This window comes from Streptomyces sp. NPDC037242, from assembly GCF_055604165.1.
On record NZ_JBVJUY010000047.1, the window covers coordinates 1 to 17,110 of the forward strand.

The 17,110-nt window shown below is 73.3% G+C and carries 13 protein-coding genes; 9 read left to right on the forward strand and 4 right to left on the reverse strand.

From position 1 onward, the window contains the following. Positions 1–198: 198 nt before the first annotated feature. Positions 199–1,341, forward strand: a complete 1,143-nt coding sequence (locus ACZ7GJ_RS35725) for a calcium:cation antiporter (RefSeq protein WP_470757844.1) — start codon at positions 199–201, stop codon at positions 1,339–1,341. Between the two features lie 66 nt (positions 1,342–1,407). On the opposite strand, the gene ACZ7GJ_RS35730 is transcribed toward ACZ7GJ_RS35725, so the two are convergent. From ACZ7GJ_RS35730 to ACZ7GJ_RS35745, 4 genes are all read right to left on the reverse strand, one after another. After that, positions 1,408–3,840 (reverse strand): penicillin acylase family protein, encoded by a 2,433-nt coding sequence (locus ACZ7GJ_RS35730; RefSeq protein WP_470757846.1) that lies wholly within the window; start codon positions 3,838–3,840, stop codon positions 1,408–1,410. 389 nt (positions 3,841–4,229) lie between these two features. Continuing rightward, entirely contained in the window at positions 4,230–5,084 is an 855-nt protein-coding gene (locus ACZ7GJ_RS35735; protein WP_470757848.1) for a YhjD/YihY/BrkB family envelope integrity protein, read from the reverse strand. 71 nt (positions 5,085–5,155) lie between these two features. After that, the gene (gene paaK / locus ACZ7GJ_RS35740; RefSeq protein WP_470757850.1) at positions 5,156–6,454 is read right to left on the reverse strand and encodes a phenylacetate--CoA ligase PaaK; all 1,299 of its coding nucleotides are present in this window, start codon (positions 6,452–6,454) and stop codon (positions 5,156–5,158) included. Positions 6,455–6,664: 210 nt separating this feature from the next. Next, on the reverse strand, positions 6,665–8,296 hold the full coding sequence (locus ACZ7GJ_RS35745) for an acyl-CoA synthetase (protein WP_470757852.1): 1,632 nt from the start codon (positions 8,294–8,296) through the stop codon (positions 6,665–6,667). A gap of 187 nt (positions 8,297–8,483) precedes the next feature. Here ACZ7GJ_RS35745 and ACZ7GJ_RS35750 point away from each other — a divergent pair, with 187 nt between their 5' ends. The 8 genes from ACZ7GJ_RS35750 (at position 8,484) to ACZ7GJ_RS35785 (ending at position 17,091) form a co-directional block, all read left to right on the forward strand. Beyond that, the gene (locus tag ACZ7GJ_RS35750) at positions 8,484–9,284 is read left to right on the forward strand and encodes a crotonase/enoyl-CoA hydratase family protein (protein WP_470757854.1); all 801 of its coding nucleotides are present in this window, start codon (positions 8,484–8,486) and stop codon (positions 9,282–9,284) included. 169 nt (positions 9,285–9,453) lie between these two features. Continuing rightward, positions 9,454–10,413, forward strand: a complete 960-nt coding sequence (locus tag ACZ7GJ_RS35755) for a Zn-ribbon domain-containing OB-fold protein (protein WP_470757856.1) — start codon at positions 9,454–9,456, stop codon at positions 10,411–10,413. Further along, entirely contained in the window at positions 10,413–11,489 is a 1,077-nt protein-coding gene (locus ACZ7GJ_RS35760) for a thiolase domain-containing protein (RefSeq protein WP_470757858.1), read from the forward strand. Before ACZ7GJ_RS35755 ends, ACZ7GJ_RS35760 begins: the two co-directional genes overlap by 1 nt. Continuing rightward, a complete protein-coding gene (locus tag ACZ7GJ_RS35765; protein ID WP_470757860.1) occupies positions 11,486–12,661 on the forward strand; it encodes a thiolase domain-containing protein in 1,176 nt (391 codons plus the stop codon). Before ACZ7GJ_RS35760 ends, ACZ7GJ_RS35765 begins: the two co-directional genes overlap by 4 nt. A 121-nt stretch (positions 12,662–12,782) precedes the next feature. Then, complete coding sequence (locus ACZ7GJ_RS35770) at positions 12,783–13,022, forward strand: DUF397 domain-containing protein (protein WP_470757862.1); 240 nt, start codon at positions 12,783–12,785, stop codon at positions 13,020–13,022. A 123-nt stretch (positions 13,023–13,145) separates the two neighbouring features. Next, entirely contained in the window at positions 13,146–13,616 is a 471-nt protein-coding gene (locus tag ACZ7GJ_RS35775; protein ID WP_470757864.1) for a hypothetical protein, read from the forward strand. Positions 13,617–13,675: 59 nt separating this feature from the next. After that, complete coding sequence (locus tag ACZ7GJ_RS35780) at positions 13,676–14,092, forward strand: ACT domain-containing protein (protein ID WP_470757866.1); 417 nt, start codon at positions 13,676–13,678, stop codon at positions 14,090–14,092. Between the two features lie 137 nt (positions 14,093–14,229). Beyond that, on the forward strand, positions 14,230–17,091 hold the full coding sequence (locus ACZ7GJ_RS35785) for an ATP-binding protein (RefSeq protein WP_470757868.1): 2,862 nt from the start codon (positions 14,230–14,232) through the stop codon (positions 17,089–17,091). The last annotated feature ends 19 nt before the right edge of the window (positions 17,092–17,110 follow it).

The window sequence follows — 17,110 nt, forward strand, 5'->3', positions numbered from 1 at the left end:
AGTGGTTAGCTACACGGGGTTCCTCCTCCCTTCCTGCCACCCCCGCCCCCGACACCCTCGGTCCCCGCGCCGGCCGCGGCACCCCGACTCCGGGGCGCCGCGGCCGGCGCACGTCACGGCGGCCGTCCGGCGTACTGACCGACCTGCCACGGTTCGCGCCGTTCGCCCCGAGTCCGGTCGTCGTGGCAGGTTGGGGGCATGATTACGGCAACAGCACGCACATCCCCCATCACCGACTGGACCGTGGTGGTCCCGGTCCTCTCCCTCCTCGCGCTGGTCCTCAGTTGGGGGCGGGACCTGCCCGGGTTCGCCGTGGGGATCGTCGCGCTCTGCCTCGCCGGTGCGGTCCTGGCCGCCGTCCACCACGCCGAGGTCGTCGCGCACCGGGTCGGCGAACCCTTCGGCTCCCTCGTGCTCGCCGTCGCCGTCACCGTCATCGAAGTGGCCCTCATCGTCACTCTGATGGCCGACGGCGGCGACAAGACCTCCTCCCTGGCCCGCGACACCGTCTTCGCCGCCGTGATGATCACCTGCAACGGCATCGTCGGCCTGTCCCTGCTCGTCGGAGCCCTGCGCAACCGCGTCGCCGTCTTCAACGCCGAAGGCTCCGGGGCGGCCCTCGCCACCGTCGCGACCCTCGCCGTACTCAGCCTGGTGCTGCCCACGTTCACCACGACGAAGCCCGGCCCCGAATTCTCCACCGCCCAGCTCGCCTTCGCGGCGACCGCCTCACTCGCCCTCTACGGACTGTTCATCGCCGTGCAGACCGTGCGCCACCGGGACTACTTCCTGCCCGTGGACACCTCGCGGCGCCGCGAGGAGGCCGCCAGGGCCGCCGCTGCCGCCGCCGCGGGCGAGGAGGACGAACATGCCGCGCCGCCCACCGCCCGGGCCGCGCTGATCAGCCTCGGACTGCTGCTCGTCGCGCTGGTGGCGGTCGTCGGCAACGCCAAGGCCGTCTCCCCGACCATCGAGCAGGGCGTCGCCGACGCGGGCCTGCCCAACGCCGTCGTCGGTGTGATCATCGCCCTGCTCGTCCTGGCCCCCGAGACCCTCGCCGCCGTCCGGGCCGCGCGCCGCGACCGCGTCCAGACCAGCCTCAACCTGGCCTACGGCTCCGCCATCGCGAGCATCGGCCTGACCATTCCGGCCATCGCGCTGGCCTCGGTCTGGCTCTCCGGCCCGCTGCTCCTCGGCCTCGGCCCGATCCACATGGTGCTGCTCGCCCTGACCGTGGTGGTCAGCGCCCTCACCATCGTCCCGGGCCGTGCCACGCTGCTCCAGGGCGGCGTGCACATCGTCCTGCTGGCCGCGTACCTCTTCCTGGCGGTGAGCCCCTGAGACGCACGGGGCCTCCGGGGCCCCGGGCCCCCGCCGCGGTTCCTGGCGGGGGCCCGGGGGACCGGGTCAGCGCCGCTCGCGCGGCCAGACCACCTTCAGCTGCGGCGAGTTGAGGATGTCCCGCTCGCAGAACCGCGCCGTGACCCAGCGCTCCTGGGAGAACAGCCGGGTCTGGTCGGCGTAGTGGGGCGAGTCCGGGTTCGAGGACTGGCTGTACGTCAGCAGCGTGCGCGCCACCGGACAGTGGCCGCCGTCCCAGCCGACCGCCTGGACGTGGCTGGAGCCGTGCAGGACCTCCGGGTAGCCGCCGGCTGCCGCGTTCCACGGCGCCTCGATCTTGTTCCAGACGCCCAGCGCCTCCGTACCGCCGCCCACCGGCAGCCGCTGCCCGCCGCGCACCACGAACTGGTGCTCGCCGAGCGGGGCGTCCAGCGCGATCCCCGCCGCCCTGAGTTCCAGGACCGCGTCCGCGAGGGCCCGGCCGATGCCGGGCGCCGCCTGGTTGAGCGTACGGGGAGTGCGTACCGGATCGGCCGCCGAGAACGGCACCAGCCACAGGTCCTTGGCCGCCGTGCCGGAGGTCAGCCTGCGCCAGAACCGGTCGAAGAGCAGGGCGCCGCGGCTGGCGCTGTCCGTCGTACGGTCCCAGCCCGCCAGCACCCCGCAGGCCGCGGAGACGTCCACCACGCTCGCGTCGCTCGCCGTCGCCGTGCCGCCCGGCAGGGCCGCACAGGCCGTGGCCGCGTCGGCCGCCGCCAGGTCACCGGCCGGGGCGCGGTTCGCGAACTGCTGCTTCTGCAGGTCCGCCACGGTCAGCCGGCCCTTCGCGGCCATCGCCGACACGTCTTCGAGCGCTCCCCTGGTACGCAGCGAGCGCGGGGTGCCGGCATTGCCCCAGATCCGCTCGTACCCCGTCAGCGGCCGGTCGGCATTGGCCAGCCAGGCACTGTCGTTGGAGTTCTCGGCGTACGGGGCGTCCCGCAGGGTCGGCGCCTTCCCCGGGCCGAACACGCCCGGCTGTACGGCGTCCGGGTCTGCGCCCAGCGCGCAGTCCCCGCGCGAACCGTCGAGCACCGCGAGCCCCGAGGACGGGTACGTCGCCCTGCCGACCGGGGTCGAGCAGCGGGCGACGAGCTCGTCGGTGATCCGGGGGAGCACCTGGGACTGGGTGAACAGGGTGCCGCCGGCCGAGTCCGCGGCGACCGTGTTGACCCAGGGCAGCCCCTGCGTGCGCTTCAGCGCGTCCTGGATCCCCGCCACCGAGCGGGCCTTGCCCATGGCGAGTGCCGTGTCGGAGCCGCGCAGGTTCAGCGCGTTGGGGTCGTTCAGCGCGTACGCCGTGGTCGCCGTCCAGGGCAGCGGCAGGCCCGGACCGAGGCCCGTGATGACGGGCCCGAAGCGGGTCCACCACTGGCTGCGGGTGACGGGGGCGCCGCCGCCCGCCACCTGGACGCTGACCTTCCGCTCGGTCATCCGCTCGGCCTTGCCGTCCACCAGGTAGGCGGTCGGGTCGGCCGGGTCGAGGGTGAGCTGGTGCAGGTTGACGGGGGTGCCGGTGGCGACCGTGTGGCTCCAGGCGACCTTGTCGTTGAAGCCGATGTTGACCACGGTCGTGCCCAGCAGGGAGCCGCCCGAGACGTTCAGCTCGCCGGGGATGGTCTGCTGGGACTGCCAGAACCGGCGCCCGCCCTGCCAGGGGTAGTGCGGGTTGCCGAGCAGCAGCCCGCTGCCGCTCGCGGTCGTGGAGCCGCCGAAGGCGACCGCGTTGGAGCCCATGTCGTAGCGGGTGGTGTCGAAGAACTCCCGGGCCGCCTCGGCCGCCGCGGCGGGGTCGACGTCCTTGCCGCCGGGGGCGACGGCCGCCGTGCCGGGCGGCTGCGCAGCGGTGATGCCGTCGATGCCGCGGCCCTGGCCGCCGAGCACCGAGACGGCGAACCCGCGGGCCGCCACGTCGGTGGCGGTGACCGGGCGGACCCACTTGGCGCCCTTGCAGGCCGGGTCGGTGATCTTGTTCTGGGCGAGCCAGGCGTTGTAGCCGGCGGCCCAGCCGCGCATCAGCTCCTTGAGGTCCCCGCTCGGGCCGGCCGGTGCGGGTGTGGCGAGGAGGCTCTCGACGGCGCCGGACTCGCGGACGCCCTTGAAGTACAGGTCGCTGGAGAGGTTCCGGGCGGCGGAGGAGAGCGAACCGTCGGGCGCCGCGTCGGGCCCGAACCAGCGTGAGCGCTCCCCGGAGACGGTCAGGAACCCGTCGGCGAGCACGCAGACCTGATCGGCGGCCTGGGCCCAGCCGGTGCCGAAGCCGAGCCGGGCGTAGTCCCGGGCCAGGATGTGCGGGATGCCGTTCTCGGTGTAGCGGATGACGGCGGACAGTCCGCCGCCGGACGGGCCGCGGTCCCCGTCTGAAGCGGCCTCGGCCTGGGGTATCGCCGCGGTGGCGGCGAGCAGCGCGGCCCCGATGAGGGCGGCGCGACGGAGGGCCGGGCGGGTGCGGAGTTGCAACGTGCCTCCCAAGTGGCCTGCGGGCGGGGCGGGTTGCCCGTGAGGCAGGCGGTTCGACCATGCCCCCACACTCACGCAGGCCACCGGAGGATCTGTCAACATCCCGTTAGGTATCCCCGAAACCCGACACCGGGCCCCCGGCCCCCGCCCGCGCCCCGGCCGACGCCCTCCCGGGCGAACCCGGTAGCCGAGCACGGCCCGACGCCGGGGCCGAAGCGGCCCATGGCCTCGGCGACGACGTGTCCGTGCCGTCGACCGCGGGCGGCAGCCGCCGCCACCGGTGCGCGGTGGCCGGAGCGCCCAGCAGGGCAGGGCGGGCCGGCGCGGTCGCGGTGTCGGCCGGTAGTGACGCCGGTGCGTGATCGCCCGCCTTTGGTGGAGCGGTTCGGTCAGCTCGGGCCCGGAGCGTGAGGGGCGGGGCCCTCGGGGGGTAGTAGGCCGTCTCGGTGGAGGCGGCGGAGGGTGAGGTGTTCGTGCACCAGCCGGCCGATCAGCGCGCCGCCGTAGACCACGAAGCCGACTCCGACCAGCCAGGACTGGACGACCAGGAGGGTGCCGAAGGGGCCGTAGGTCACGGCGTTGGAGGCGATCAGCGGGGAGAACACGAGCTGCGAGAAGATCCGCAGGCCCAGGAGTCCGAGGCTCGTCGCCGCCGCCCCCGGGAGCAGGGCGCGCCAGCGGACCCGGCCGCCGAGGAGCAGGCGCTGGGAGCTCCAGAAGAACAGGCACGTGCCGATGATGTCGCCGGTGGTGCCGAGGATCGTGCCGATCGCATCGTTCGAGGGGGCGGGGATGGCGACGAGCAGCGCGAGGTAGCAGACCAGCAGGGCGAGCCAGACGACATGGCGCCACATGGTGTGCCAGCGGGCCGTCGGGAGGTCCCAGACCTTCTCGTACCCCGTCTGCACCGCGGAACCGAAGGTCAGGCCGAAGACGGCCAGCGCGGCCAGACCGAAGGCCGTGGTCCGTTCGAGCGCGAGATCGGCGGCGCCGAACAGCATCTCGACGCGCTCCCGGGAGGACTGCGTCACCCCGAGCGCCTGGCCGAGCCACCGGCCGAAGCCGGAACCGCTGCCGGGTGCGGCGGCCGCCACGACCACGAGCAGGGGCACCAGGGTGAGGAAGCCGAGGGCCGCGAAGCCCATCGCCCGGTGCATCAGTTCCATCTCCCGGCCACGGCTCCAGGCCAGCCCGGCCGGGGAGGCCTGGAGCCGGTCGTGGGCGCGCCGGAAGATCGAGGTCACGCCACATCACCTACCCGGACGCGCCCACCGGCTCCCGGGAGGCACCCCGAAGTGGGCCCGAAGGGGTGGTTTCAGCCCGCCCGGAGGTCCACCAGCCGCTTGATCTTGCCCACCGAGCGCTCCAGCGTCTCCGGATCCACCACCTCCACCCGGACGGACACCCCGACCCCCTCCTTCACGGCCCGGACCACGGCTTCCGCCGCGGCCTCCCGCCGGGCCGCCTCGCACTCCCGGCGCGCCTCCACCCGGACCGTCAAGGCGTCCATCCGGCCTTCCCTGGTCAGCCGCAGTTGGAAGTGGGGGGCCAGCCCGGGGGTCCGCAGGAGCACTTCCTCGATCTGGGTGGGGTAGACGTTCACCCCTCGCAGGATGATCATGTCGTCGCTACGGCCGGTGATCTTCTCCATCCGGCGGAAGGCCGGCCGGGCAGTACCGGGCAGCAGCCGGGTCAGATCCCGGGTGCGGTAGCGGATGACGGGCATGGCCTCTTTGGTCAGCGAGGTGAACACCAGCTCCCCGGGCTCGCCCTCCGGCAGCACCGCGCCGGTCAGCGGGTCCACCACCTCGGGCAGGAAATGGTCCTCCCAGATGTGCAGCCCGTCCTTGGTCGCGGCGAATTCCTGCGCCACGCCGGGTCCGATGACCTCGGACAGACCGTATATGTCCACCGCGTCGATGCCGAGCCGCTCCTCGATCTCACGGCGCATCTCCTCGGTCCACGGCTCCGCGCCGAAGATCCCCGTGCGCAGCGAGGTGGAGCGGGGGTCTATGCCCTGGCGCTCCATCTCGTCCAGCAGGGTCAGCATGTAGGAGGGGGTCACCATGATCACCTCCGGCCGGAAGTCCTGGATCAGCCGGACCTGCCGATCGGTCATCCCGCCCGACGCGGGCACGACCGTGCAGCCGAGGCGCTCCGCGCCGTAGTGCGCGCCCAGGCCGCCGGTGAAGAGGCCGTACCCGTAGGCGATGTGCACGATCTGGCCGGGTCTGCCGCCGGCCGCGCGGATCGACCGGGCGACGACATCGGCCCACATGGACAGGTCGGCCTCGGAGTACCCGACGACGGTGGGTCTGCCGGTGGTACCGCTGGAGGCGTGGATCCGGCGCACCTCGGAGCGGGGGACGGCGAACATCCCGAAGGGGTACTGGTCGCGCAGGTCGGCCTTGGTCGTGAAGGGGAACAGGGCGAGATCGGCGAGGGAGCGGCAGTCGTCGGGATGCAGGCCGGCCTTGTCGAAGGCCTGCCGGTAGTAGGGCACCCGGTCGTAGGCGCGGTGCAGGGTGGCGCGCAGCCGCGTCAGCTGGAGCGCCGCGAGCTCGTCGGCGCTCAGCCGCTCGCCCTCGTCGTGGAGATCCGCGTAGCCCGTCATGCCGTCACCTCACCGTGAACAAACCGACCGATCATTCGGTAGATTGCCCCACCCCGACGGCTAAATCAATGACTCGAACGAGTGATCGCTTGATTTGCCGGCCTCGGCGGACGGGCCCACGGACCCACGGGCCCACGGCCGTACGGACGCACGCAAACAGCGGCCGCCGCCGGAGGTGCCTCCGGCCGCGGCCGCCCGTATCGGCGGGCGTCAGCGGCCCGCGTCCGCCTCCGCCGCCACGTCCTTCGCCCAGCGGTAGTCCGCCTTGCCGCTCGGGGAACGCTGGATGGCGGGGGTGATGACCAGCTGACGCGGGATCTTGTAGCCCGCGAGCTTGGTGCGGCAGTGGGTCTGGATCTCGTCCAGGGTCGGTTCCGGGGCACCCGCGCGGATCTGGACCACCGCGGCCACGTGATTGCCCCAGGTGGCGTCCGGAACACCCGCGACCAGGGCGTCGTACACGTCCGGGTGGGACTTCAGCGCCTGCTCGACCTCCTCCGGATAGACCTTCTCGCCGCCCGTGTTGATGCACTGCGATCCGCGCCCCAGCACCGTCACGATGCCCTGCTCGTCGACGGTGGCCATGTCGCCGAGCAGGACCCAGCGCTCCGTGCCCTTCTGGAAGAAGGTCTCGGCGGTCTTGGCCGGGTCGTTGTAGTAGCCGAGCGGGACGTGGCCGCGCTGCGCGAGTCGTCCCGGTTCGCCCACCGGCACCGGCTCGTGCGTCACCGGGTCGACCACCTGCGTACGGTCGTTGACCTCCAGCCGGAAGCCCTTCTCCGGACCGGAGTCGTTGGTCGCCCTGCCGTTGGAGCCGGATTCGGAGGATCCGAAGTTGTTCAGGAGCATCACGTTCGGCACGAGCCGCTGGAACTCGGCCCGCACCGTCTCCGACATGATCGCCCCCGACGAGGAGACGCTGAACAGGGACGACAGGTCCGTCCCCTTGAGCGGGCCGTTCAGGGCGTCGATGAGCGGGCGCAGCATCGCGTCGCCGACCAGCGACACGCTGGAGACCTTCTCCTTCTCGATCGTACGGAGCACCTCTTCGGGCGCGTACTTGCGGTGGATGACCACGCGCTGCCCGTAGTTGAAGGCGATGAACGAGGTCAGCGTGGACGTGCCGTGCATCAGCGGGGGAGCGGGGAAGAAGGTGAGCCCGGCGCCGCGCGCGGCGACCCGCTCCGCCAGCTCCTCGGGCCGCTTCACCGGCTCGCCCGACGGCTCGCCGCCGAAGAGCCCCGCGAAGAAGAGGTCCTCGGCGCGCCACATCACGCCCTTGGGCATGCCGGTGGTGCCGCCGGTGTAGATGATGAACAGATCGTCGGGCGACCGGGGCGGGAAGCCCCGCTCCGGAGATCCGGACGCCTCCGCATCGGCGTACGCGACCGGCGCGATCGACGGCTCCGGGGCGCCCTCGGGGGCGGCCCCGACCCGGATCAGGTGCCGCAGCCCGCTCGTCTGGGGCAGCGCGGCGGCCACCCGCTCCGTGAACTCGCCCTCGAAGACCAGCGCCGCGAGGTCGGCGTCGTTGTAGAGGTAGACCAGCTCCTCCTCCACGTACCGGTAGTTCACGTTCACCGGCACCAGGCGGGCCTTCAGGCAGGCCAGCACCGTCTGCAGGTACTCGACGCCGTTGTAGAGGTGCAGGCCCAGGTGCTCGCCGGCCTTCAGCCCGCTGTCCAGCAGGTGGTGCGCGATGCGGTTCGCCGCCGCGTCCAGCTCCGCGTACGTGAGCCGGCTCTCGGCGCCCGTCCCGGGGTGGTCCACGTACACGAGGGCCTCACGGTCCGGAACCACGTCCACGACCGACTCGAACAGGTCGGCAAGGTTGTACTCCACCGGTCCTCCTGACCCTGGAAGCTCCCATGGCTGGGCCCATGGCTGGTCTGCTCGGCGGTCATTAGAGCGCCGCCGATCCCAAGTGGGAAGGGCACCGTCCAATAAATCTGACTGGGTGTCAGAAAACTATTGAACTGCACCCGCACCTACTGCAACCTGTTCTAGGTCTTGAGACGGGAGGACGGCAATGGGTGGGACGGAACACCTGACCGTGGAACGCCACGGCGCCACGCTGGTGCTGACCATGAACAGGCCCGAGGCGAAGAACGCGCTCTCGCTGCCGCTGCTGGTCGGTCTGTACGACGGATGGCTGGAGGCGGACGCCGACGACACGATCCGCTCGGTGGTCCTGACCGGCGCGGGCGGGGACTTCTGCGCCGGAATGGACCTGAAGGCGCTGGCCGGCAAGGGCATGGCGGGCGACCAGTACCGGGACCGGCTCAAGGCCGACCCCGACCTGCACTGGAAGGCCATGCTCCGCCACCACCGGCCGCGCAAGCCGGTGATCGCGGCGGTCGAGGGGTACTGCGTGGCCGGCGGGACGGAGATCCTCCAGGGCACGGACATCCGGGTGGCGGGGGAGGGGGCCACCTTCGGGCTGTTCGAGGTCAAGCGGGGCCTGTTCCCCATCGGCGGCTCCACGGTGCGCCTGCCGCGGCAGATCCCGCGCACGCACGCGCTGGAGATGCTGCTGACCGGGCGCCCGTACTCGGCCGAGGAGGCGGCGCGGATCGGCCTCGTGGGGCGGGTGGTGCCCCAGGGCACCGCCCTGGAGGCCGCGCTGGAGACCGCCGAGCAGATCAACGCGTGCGGGCCGCTGGCCGTGGAGGCCGTCAAGGCCTCGGTGTACGAGGCCGCGGAGCTGACGGAGACCGAGGGGCTGGCGGCGGAACTGCTGCGCGGCTGGCCGGTCTTCGACACGGCGGACGCCAAGGAAGGCGCGCGCGCCTTCGCGGAGAAGCGGCCCCCGCTGTACCGCCGGGAGTAGGGGGTGTCCCGCGCGCCGCGGCTGCCGGCCGCGGGCTGATGCCGTGCCGCCGGGCGCGGCTCACGACCGGGGCCCCGCCCCGGACCCCGCGCCTCAAACGCCGGCGGGGCTGGAGCCGGCCCTGTGTCCTCGTTGAAACGTGCCGTTCCCGAACATCGGAGAGTCGCCCATGACCGCCGCGTCGCCGCCCGAGGTGCTCCGCGCGCCCCTCATCGTCGAGTTCCCGTTCACCCGCTCCCTCGGACCCGTCCAGTCCGCCTTCCTCACCGGCCTGCGCGAAGGCGTCGTACTCGGCGTGAGGACCAGCGACGGCCAGGTGATGGTGCCTCCCGTCGAGTACGACCCCGTCACCGCCGAGGAGATCCGCGAGCTCGTCGAGGTCGCGCCCGCCGGCACCGTCACCACCTGGGCCTGGAACGACGTCCCGCGCCCCAACCAGCCCCTCACCGGCCCCTTCGCCTGGGTCCTCGTACGCCTCGACGGCGCCGACACCGCGATCCTGCACGCCCTCGACGCCCCCGGCCCCGACGCCGTGCGCACCGGCATGCGCGTACGGATCCGCTGGGCCGCCGACCGCACCGGCGCGATCACCGACATCGCCTGCTTCGAGCCGCACGAGGGACCGGCCGCCGCCGGGCCGGCCCCGCACGACGGCGCCTTCGCCGACCCCGTCACCGGCATCGTCGCCGAGGCCCGCCTCGACTACACCTACAGCCCCGGCCGCGCCCAGACCGCGTACATCAACGCCCTCTCCGAGCAGAAGACCGTCGGCGAGCGCTGCCCCTCCTGCCAGAAGGTGTACGTCCCCCCGCGCGGCGCGTGCCCCACCTGCGGGGTCGCCACCACCGACCAGGTCGAGGTCGGCCCGGCCGGCACCGTCACCACCTTCTGCATCGTCAACATCAAGGCCCGCAACCTCGACATCGAGGTGCCGTACGTCTACGCCCACATCGCCCTCGACGGCGCCGGCCTCGCCCTCCACGGCCGCATCGGCGGCATCCCGTACGACCAGGTCCGCATGGGCCTGCGCGTCGAGCCCGTGTGGAGCGAAGGCGGCCGCTACCCCGACCACTACCGCCCCACCGGCGAACCGGACGCGGACTACGACGCGTACAAGGAGCTCATCTGATGCCCAGGACGAGCAGGCACGCACGCGAGGTGGCCGTCGTCGCGTTCGCGCAGAGCGACCACCTGCGCCGCACCGACGAGCTCAGCGAAGTCGAGATGGTCATGCCGGTCCTGCACCAGGTGCTGGCGCAGACCGGCCTGAAGGCCACGGAGATCGGCTTCACCTGCTCCGGCTCCAGCGACTACCTGGCCGGCCGGGCCTTCTCCTTCACCATGACCCTCGACGGCGTCGGCGCCTGGCCGCCCATCTCCGAGTCCCACGTCGAGATGGACGGCGCCTGGGCCCTCTACGAGGCCTGGGTCAAGATCCAGACCGGCGAGGCCGACACCGCGCTCGTCTACTCCTACGGGAAGTCCTCCCCGGGCTCCGTGCGGGACGTCCTGACCCGGCAGCTCGACCCCTACTACGTGGCTCCGCTGTGGCCCGACTCGGTGGCCCTCGCCGCCCTCCAGGCGCAGGCGCTCATCGACGCGGGGGAGACCGACGAGCCCGCCCTCGCCGCCATCGGCGCGCGCAGCCGGTCCGCCGCCGCGGCCAACCCGCACGCCCAGCTCAGCGGGGAGGTCCCGCAGGGCGGCTACCAGGTCCGGCCGCTGCGCACCGGCGACTGCCCGCCCGTCGGCGACGGCGTGGCCGCCGTGATCCTCGCCGCGGGTGACGTGGCGCGGCGGCTGTGCGAGCGGCCCGCCTGGATCACCGGGATCGACCACCGCATCGAGGCGCACAGCCTGGGCCTGCGCGACCTCACCGACTCCCCGTCCACCCGGATCGCCGCCGCACAGGCCGGGGTGTTCGAAGAGGCCGGGCGGCCCATCGACACGGCCGAACTGCACGCGCCGTTCTCCTCCCAGGAGGTCGTGCTCCGCAAGGCCCTCGGGCTCGGCGAGGGCGTGAGCGTCAATCCCTCCGGCGGGGCCCTCGCCGCCAATCCGGTCATGGCCGCCGGCCTGATCCGGATCGGCGAGGCGGCCGCCCGGATCCACCGCGGCGAGTCCGACCGGGCCGTCGCGCACGCCACCTCCGGCCCCTGCCTCCAGCAGAACCTGGTCGCCGTCCTGGAAGGGGACCCCGCATGAGCACGTCGGGCAAGGAGCCGGTCGCGATCGTCGGGATCGGCCAGACCAAGCACGTCGCCGCCCGCCACGACGTCTCCATCGCCGGACTGGTCCGGGAGGCCGCGGCGCGCGCCCTCGCGGACGCCGAGCTGACCTGGGCGGACATCGACGCGGTCGTCATCGGCAAGGCCCCCGACTTCTTCGAGGGCGTGATGATGCCGGAGCTGTACCTGGCGGACGCCCTCGGGGCGGTCGGCAAGCCCATGCTCCGCGTCCACACGGCCGGTTCGGTGGGCGGCTCCACCGCGCTGGTCGCCTCCAACCTGGTCGCGGCGCGCGTCCACCGCACGGTCCTCACCCTCGCCTTCGAGAAGCAGTCCGAGTCCAACGCCATGTGGGGCCTGTCCCTGCCCGTCCCCTTCCAGCAGCCGCTGCTGGCGGGCGCGGGCGGCTTCTTCGCCCCGCACGTACGCGCGTACATGCGGCGCACCGGCGCGCCCGACGCGGTCGGCTCGCTCGTGGCCTACAAAGACCGCCGCAACGCGCTGAAGAACCCGTACGCGCACCTGCACGAGCACGACATCACCCTGGAGAAGGTCCAGGCCTCGCCGATGCTGTGGGACCCGATCAGGTACTCCGAGACCTGTCCTTCCTCCGACGGCGCGTGCGCGATGATCCTCACCGACCGGGCGGGTGCGGCCCGTTCGCCGCGGCCGCCGGCCTGGGTGCACGGCGGGGCGATGCGCAGCGAGCCGACGCTGTTCGCGGGCAAGGACTTCGTGTCCCCGCAGGCCGGCAAGGACTGCGCGGCCGACGTCTACCGGCAGGCGGGGATCACCGATCCGCGCCGGGAGATCGACGCGGTCGAGATGTACGTGCCGTTCTCCTGGTACGAGCCGATGTGGCTGGAGAACCTCGGCTTCGCGGAGGAGGGCGAGGGCTGGAAGCTCACCGAGGCCGGGGTCACCGAACTCGACGGGGACCTCCCGGTGAACCCCTCGGGAGGCGTCCTGTCCACCAACCCGATCGGCGCCTCCGGCATGATCCGCTTCGCGGAGGCGGCGCTCCAGGTCCGGGGCCAGGCGGGCGAGCACCAGGTTCCGGACGCCCGCCGGGCGATGGGACACGCGTACGGCGGAGGCGCGCAGTTCTTCGCCATGTGGCTCGTGGGAGCGCAGGAGCCGACCTCCTGAGGGGAGGCGGGCCTGCGCGCAAGGGTGCCGGATCGACCACGAGTGACTCACCGTGGCCTGTGCGGCACCCCCCGCGATGGTTAATCTTGCCCGGGGACGACGTACCGGGAGGAGCACGCACGTGGCCGAGAGCACGACTTCGCAGGCCCTGGCCGGCTGGGGCAAGCCGGACCTCGATCTCAGCGGGGCGGACTGGCAGTCCAGCAGCCGGGGAGGGGGCGACGTACAGATCGCCTTCGTCGAGGGGTTCATCGCGATGCGCAACAGCGAACGCCCCGAAAGCCCTTCGCTGATCTTCGCGCCGGACGAGTGGCGCAAGTTCGTCCTGAACGCGCGGGGCGGGGAGTTCGACCTGACGTAGCCGCACGGACGGCGCCACCGGGGCACGGAGCCGCGGCCCCGGTGGGCCGACCGCGCAATTGCCTTGCCCCGGGCGGAGCGCCCAGGCAGGATGGGTCCATGACGATCATCCGCCGAAAGGGCGATGCCGCGTAGACGGCCCGGCGCTCTGCGCGCCGAACGTGGAACGTACGAGGACCGGCGGCCACCCGCCTGGGCGTGGGGCACGCCGCCCGTGGACCGGCTGCCGCCCGCAGCCGCCGCGGAGGTCTACTGGACCCTGGCCGGCCGGGCCGACGAGGTCGCCGAACTGCTGACGAGGTACCGGACCTTCCTGCGCCGCCCCGGCGTGCGACTGCTCATGGTCCCCTCCCCGTGCTCGGGCTGCCCGGGCTGCGACCGCGAAGACGTCGCGGTCGTACGGGACGAACTGGCCGAGCTCACCCGCACCTTGCCGCCCGCCGCCCGGACCGCGCTGGGCCGCGTACTGCACGGCCTGGACACGCAACTCCTCCGACGCACCTTCGAGGACCCGGATCCGCCCGCCCGCCGGTGGACCGACTGGCGCGGCCGTCCGCTCCCCTGGTGGCACCGCCGGATCTACGAGGGCGACTGAGCCGGGCCTCGCCGAGGGTGCGGAATCGGTCAAATGGGGACGATGGGTAGAGTGGCCGCATGAGCGGAGAGAGCGACCTGCGGAAACTGCTGAGCGGCATGCGCCCCGAACTGAACGACGGGCTGTACGTGTTCTGCACCGTCCCCGGCACCACCGTGCCCGCCGGACTCGACGGGATCACCCCCGTCGCGACCGTCCAGGAACGCGAGGGGCTCACCCTCGTCCTGCGCCAGGAGGACGCCGACGCCGCCGGGCTCGCGTACGAGTACACCGCCGGCTGGATCACCCTGCGGATCCACTCCGCCCTGGACGCCGTCGGCCTCACCGCCGCCTTCGCCACCGAACTCGGCGCACACGGCCTGAGCTGCAACGTCATCGCCGGCTACCACCACGACCACCTGTTCGTCGCCGCCGACCGGGCCGCCGAGGCCGTGGCCGTCCTGGAAGCCCTCGCGGCCCGCTCCGTGCAGGGCTGACCACCGCCCGCGCGGCTCCCCGTAACGGCGGCGCGGCACCCGCGAAAAGAAGATCGGATTGTTTCCCCGCACCGGGCTCCGGCGCACGGTGCGCGGGCGTACGCTGATCCCCCGAACAGGTCTGGGGGGTACCAGCCATGACGGAACGCCGGACCCGCATACGGCGCACGATGTTCGAACGCGAGACGGAACTCGCCACCGTCGACGAGGCCCTGGAGCAGCTCACCGGACCCGGGCCCGACGCCGACGGAGCCCTGCTGGCCTTCTCCGGGCCGGCCGGACTCGGCAAGACCACCCTCCTCGCCGAAGTCCGCCGCCGCTCCCACGCCAAGGCCTGCACCGTCCTCGCCGCCCGGGGCGGCGAACAGGAGCAGAGCCAGCCCTTCCACGTCGCCCGCCAGCTCATCCAGCCGCAGCTGGCCGGCACCTCGGAAGAGGAACTGCGCGCCGCACTCGGCAGCTGGTACGCGATCGTCGGCCCCGCCCTCGGCCTGTGCGCACCCGAACAGGGAGCCCCGCCCGACCCCCAGGGCCTGCGCGACGGACTCGACTGGGTCCTCACCCACCTCATCGTGCAGCGCGCCCCCGTCACCCTCGTCCTCGACGACGCCCACTGGGCCGACCCCGAATCGCTCGAATGGCTCGCCGCCTTCGCCCCGCGCGCCGAACACCTGCCGCTGCTCCTCGTCGTCGCCTACCGCCCCGACGAACTGCCCGCGCACGCCGAGGCCTTCCGTACCCTGCCCGGCCGCGCGGGACACCGGCCGCTGACCCTGGCGCCGCTCACCGAGGACGCCGTCTCCACCCTGGTCCGCGAAGCCGTCGGCGAACACGCCGACGACGCCTTCTGCCGGGAGGCCTGGGCCGTCACCACCGGCAACCCCTTCGAGGCTGTCGAACTCACCGCGAAGGTACGGGACAAGGGGCTGGAGCCGGTGGAGGCCAGCGCCCCGCTGCTGCGCGACCTCGTCGCCGCCCAGCGCGGCAGCGGCCTCGTCGCCCGCCTGCACAGCCTCGGCCCCTCCACCGTCCGCTTCGCCTGGGCCTGCGCCGTCCTCGGCACCGCCATCCCGCAGGACCTCGCCGCCCGGGTCGCCGGACTCGGCGCCGAGGAGGCCGTCGACGCCACCGCACGGCTGCGCGACGCCCGCATCCTGTCCGGGGCCGGGGCCGCCTCGGGATCGGGACCGGGGTCCGGGTCCGGTGAACGCGACGACACCGGCACCGGGCTGGAGTTCGTCCACCCCCTCATCGCCACCGCCATCTACCGGGCCATCCCCGACGCCCTGCGCGTCGCCCTGCACGGCAAGGCCGCCGCGGCTGTCGTCGACGCCGGACTCGGCCCCTCCGCGGCCGCCCGGCACCTGCTGGAGACCCACCCCGAAAGCGACCCGTGGGTGGTGCGCACCCTGCGCGAGGCCGCCGGCGAGAACCTCCGCGCAGGCGCCCCCGAAGCCGCCCGCCGCCAGCTCGCCCGCGCCCTGCGCGAACCCCCGGACTTCGACGAACGCGCGGCCGTGCTGTACGAGCTCGGCTGCGCCTCGCTGCTCACCGAGCCCGCCAACACCGTGAACCACCTGCGGGCCGCGCTCGCCGAACCCTCCGACGACCCCGCCCTGCGCCAGGGCATCGTGATCCGCCTCGCGCAGGTGCTCGCGCACAGCGACCGCCTCGCCGACGCCTCCGAAGCCCTCGCCCGGGAGATCCCCCACACCCCGGACGTACGCGCCCGGCTGCGGCTGCAGTCCGAGCAGTTCATGTGGGACGCCTTCAACGCCGCCGAGCCCGACTCCCCGGCCCGCTCGCGGCGCCTGGCCCGGCTCGCCGACCGGCTCACCGGGCGCGACCTCACCGAGCGGTACGTCATCGGGCTCCGTGCCTGGGACGCCTGCCTGCGCGGGGAGCCGGTGGACGTGGTCCTGCACCACGCGGGCCGGGCGCTCGCCACCGGCTTCAGCTGGGCGTACGAGGACCGGGGCTTCGAAGTGCCGGTGCTCGCCGCGATGGTGCACATGTACGCCGACCGGCCGGGCCGCGCCGAGGAGCTGTTCGAGGCGGGCACCGCCGAGTTCGAGCGCCAGGGCTGGCACGGGGCGCACCTGTCCTTCGCGTACAGCCTGCGCGCCTACATCCGCTACCGGCGCGGGCGCCTGGCGGAGGCCGAGGAACTGGTGCGGGCCGGGCTGCGGCTGGCCGAGCGCGTCGGCCGGCGTACGCCCGTGCACTGGTACGCCATCGCCATCCTGGTCACCACCCTGCTGGCGCGGGGCCGGGTGGACGAGGCGTGGGAACTGGCGCGGGAGCACGAGTACGGGGAGCCCTTCCCGGCGGCGGTCGTCTTCCCCGACTCCCAGACGGTGTACGCCGAACTGCTCCTGGCGCGCGGCCAGGTGAAGGCCGCGGTCACCGAACTGGAGTCGGCGGACCGGCGGTTGACGCGCCGCGGGATCCAGAACCCGTCCTGGTGCCCCTGGCAGCTGCACCTGGCGCGGGCGGTCGCGTCCGAGGACCCGGCGCGGGCGCGGGCCCTGGCCGCCGACGCGGTCCGGCGGGCCCGGGCCTTCGGCGCCCCGTCGGGTATCGGCCAGGCGCTGAGGGTCGCGGCGGAGGTCGCGCCGCCGCAGGAGCGGGTGGCGCTCCTGACGGAGGCGGTGTCCCTGCTGGCCGCGTCACCCGCGGGGTACGAGCTGGCGGTCGCCCTGAACGCGCTGGGCACGGAACTGGGCGACCAGGACCTACTGACCTGGGCGATGGTGGCGGCCCGCGAGTGCGGGGCGGATGCTCTGGCGGCCACCCTGCTCACGCGCGTGGACTCGATCGTGTGCGGGCTCACCTGGCAGGACGGCCTCACGGAAGAGGAGGTCCTGCTGGCACGGCGGACGGTCGACGGCGATCCGACGGTGCCCGCCGAGGACCTCTCCTGGATCTACCGCAAACTCGGTACGGACCGGCCCGGGCTGCGCGACGCGCTGGAGGCGTTCGCCCGTAGCTCAAGGTGATACACCGGGCCGCGCCGGG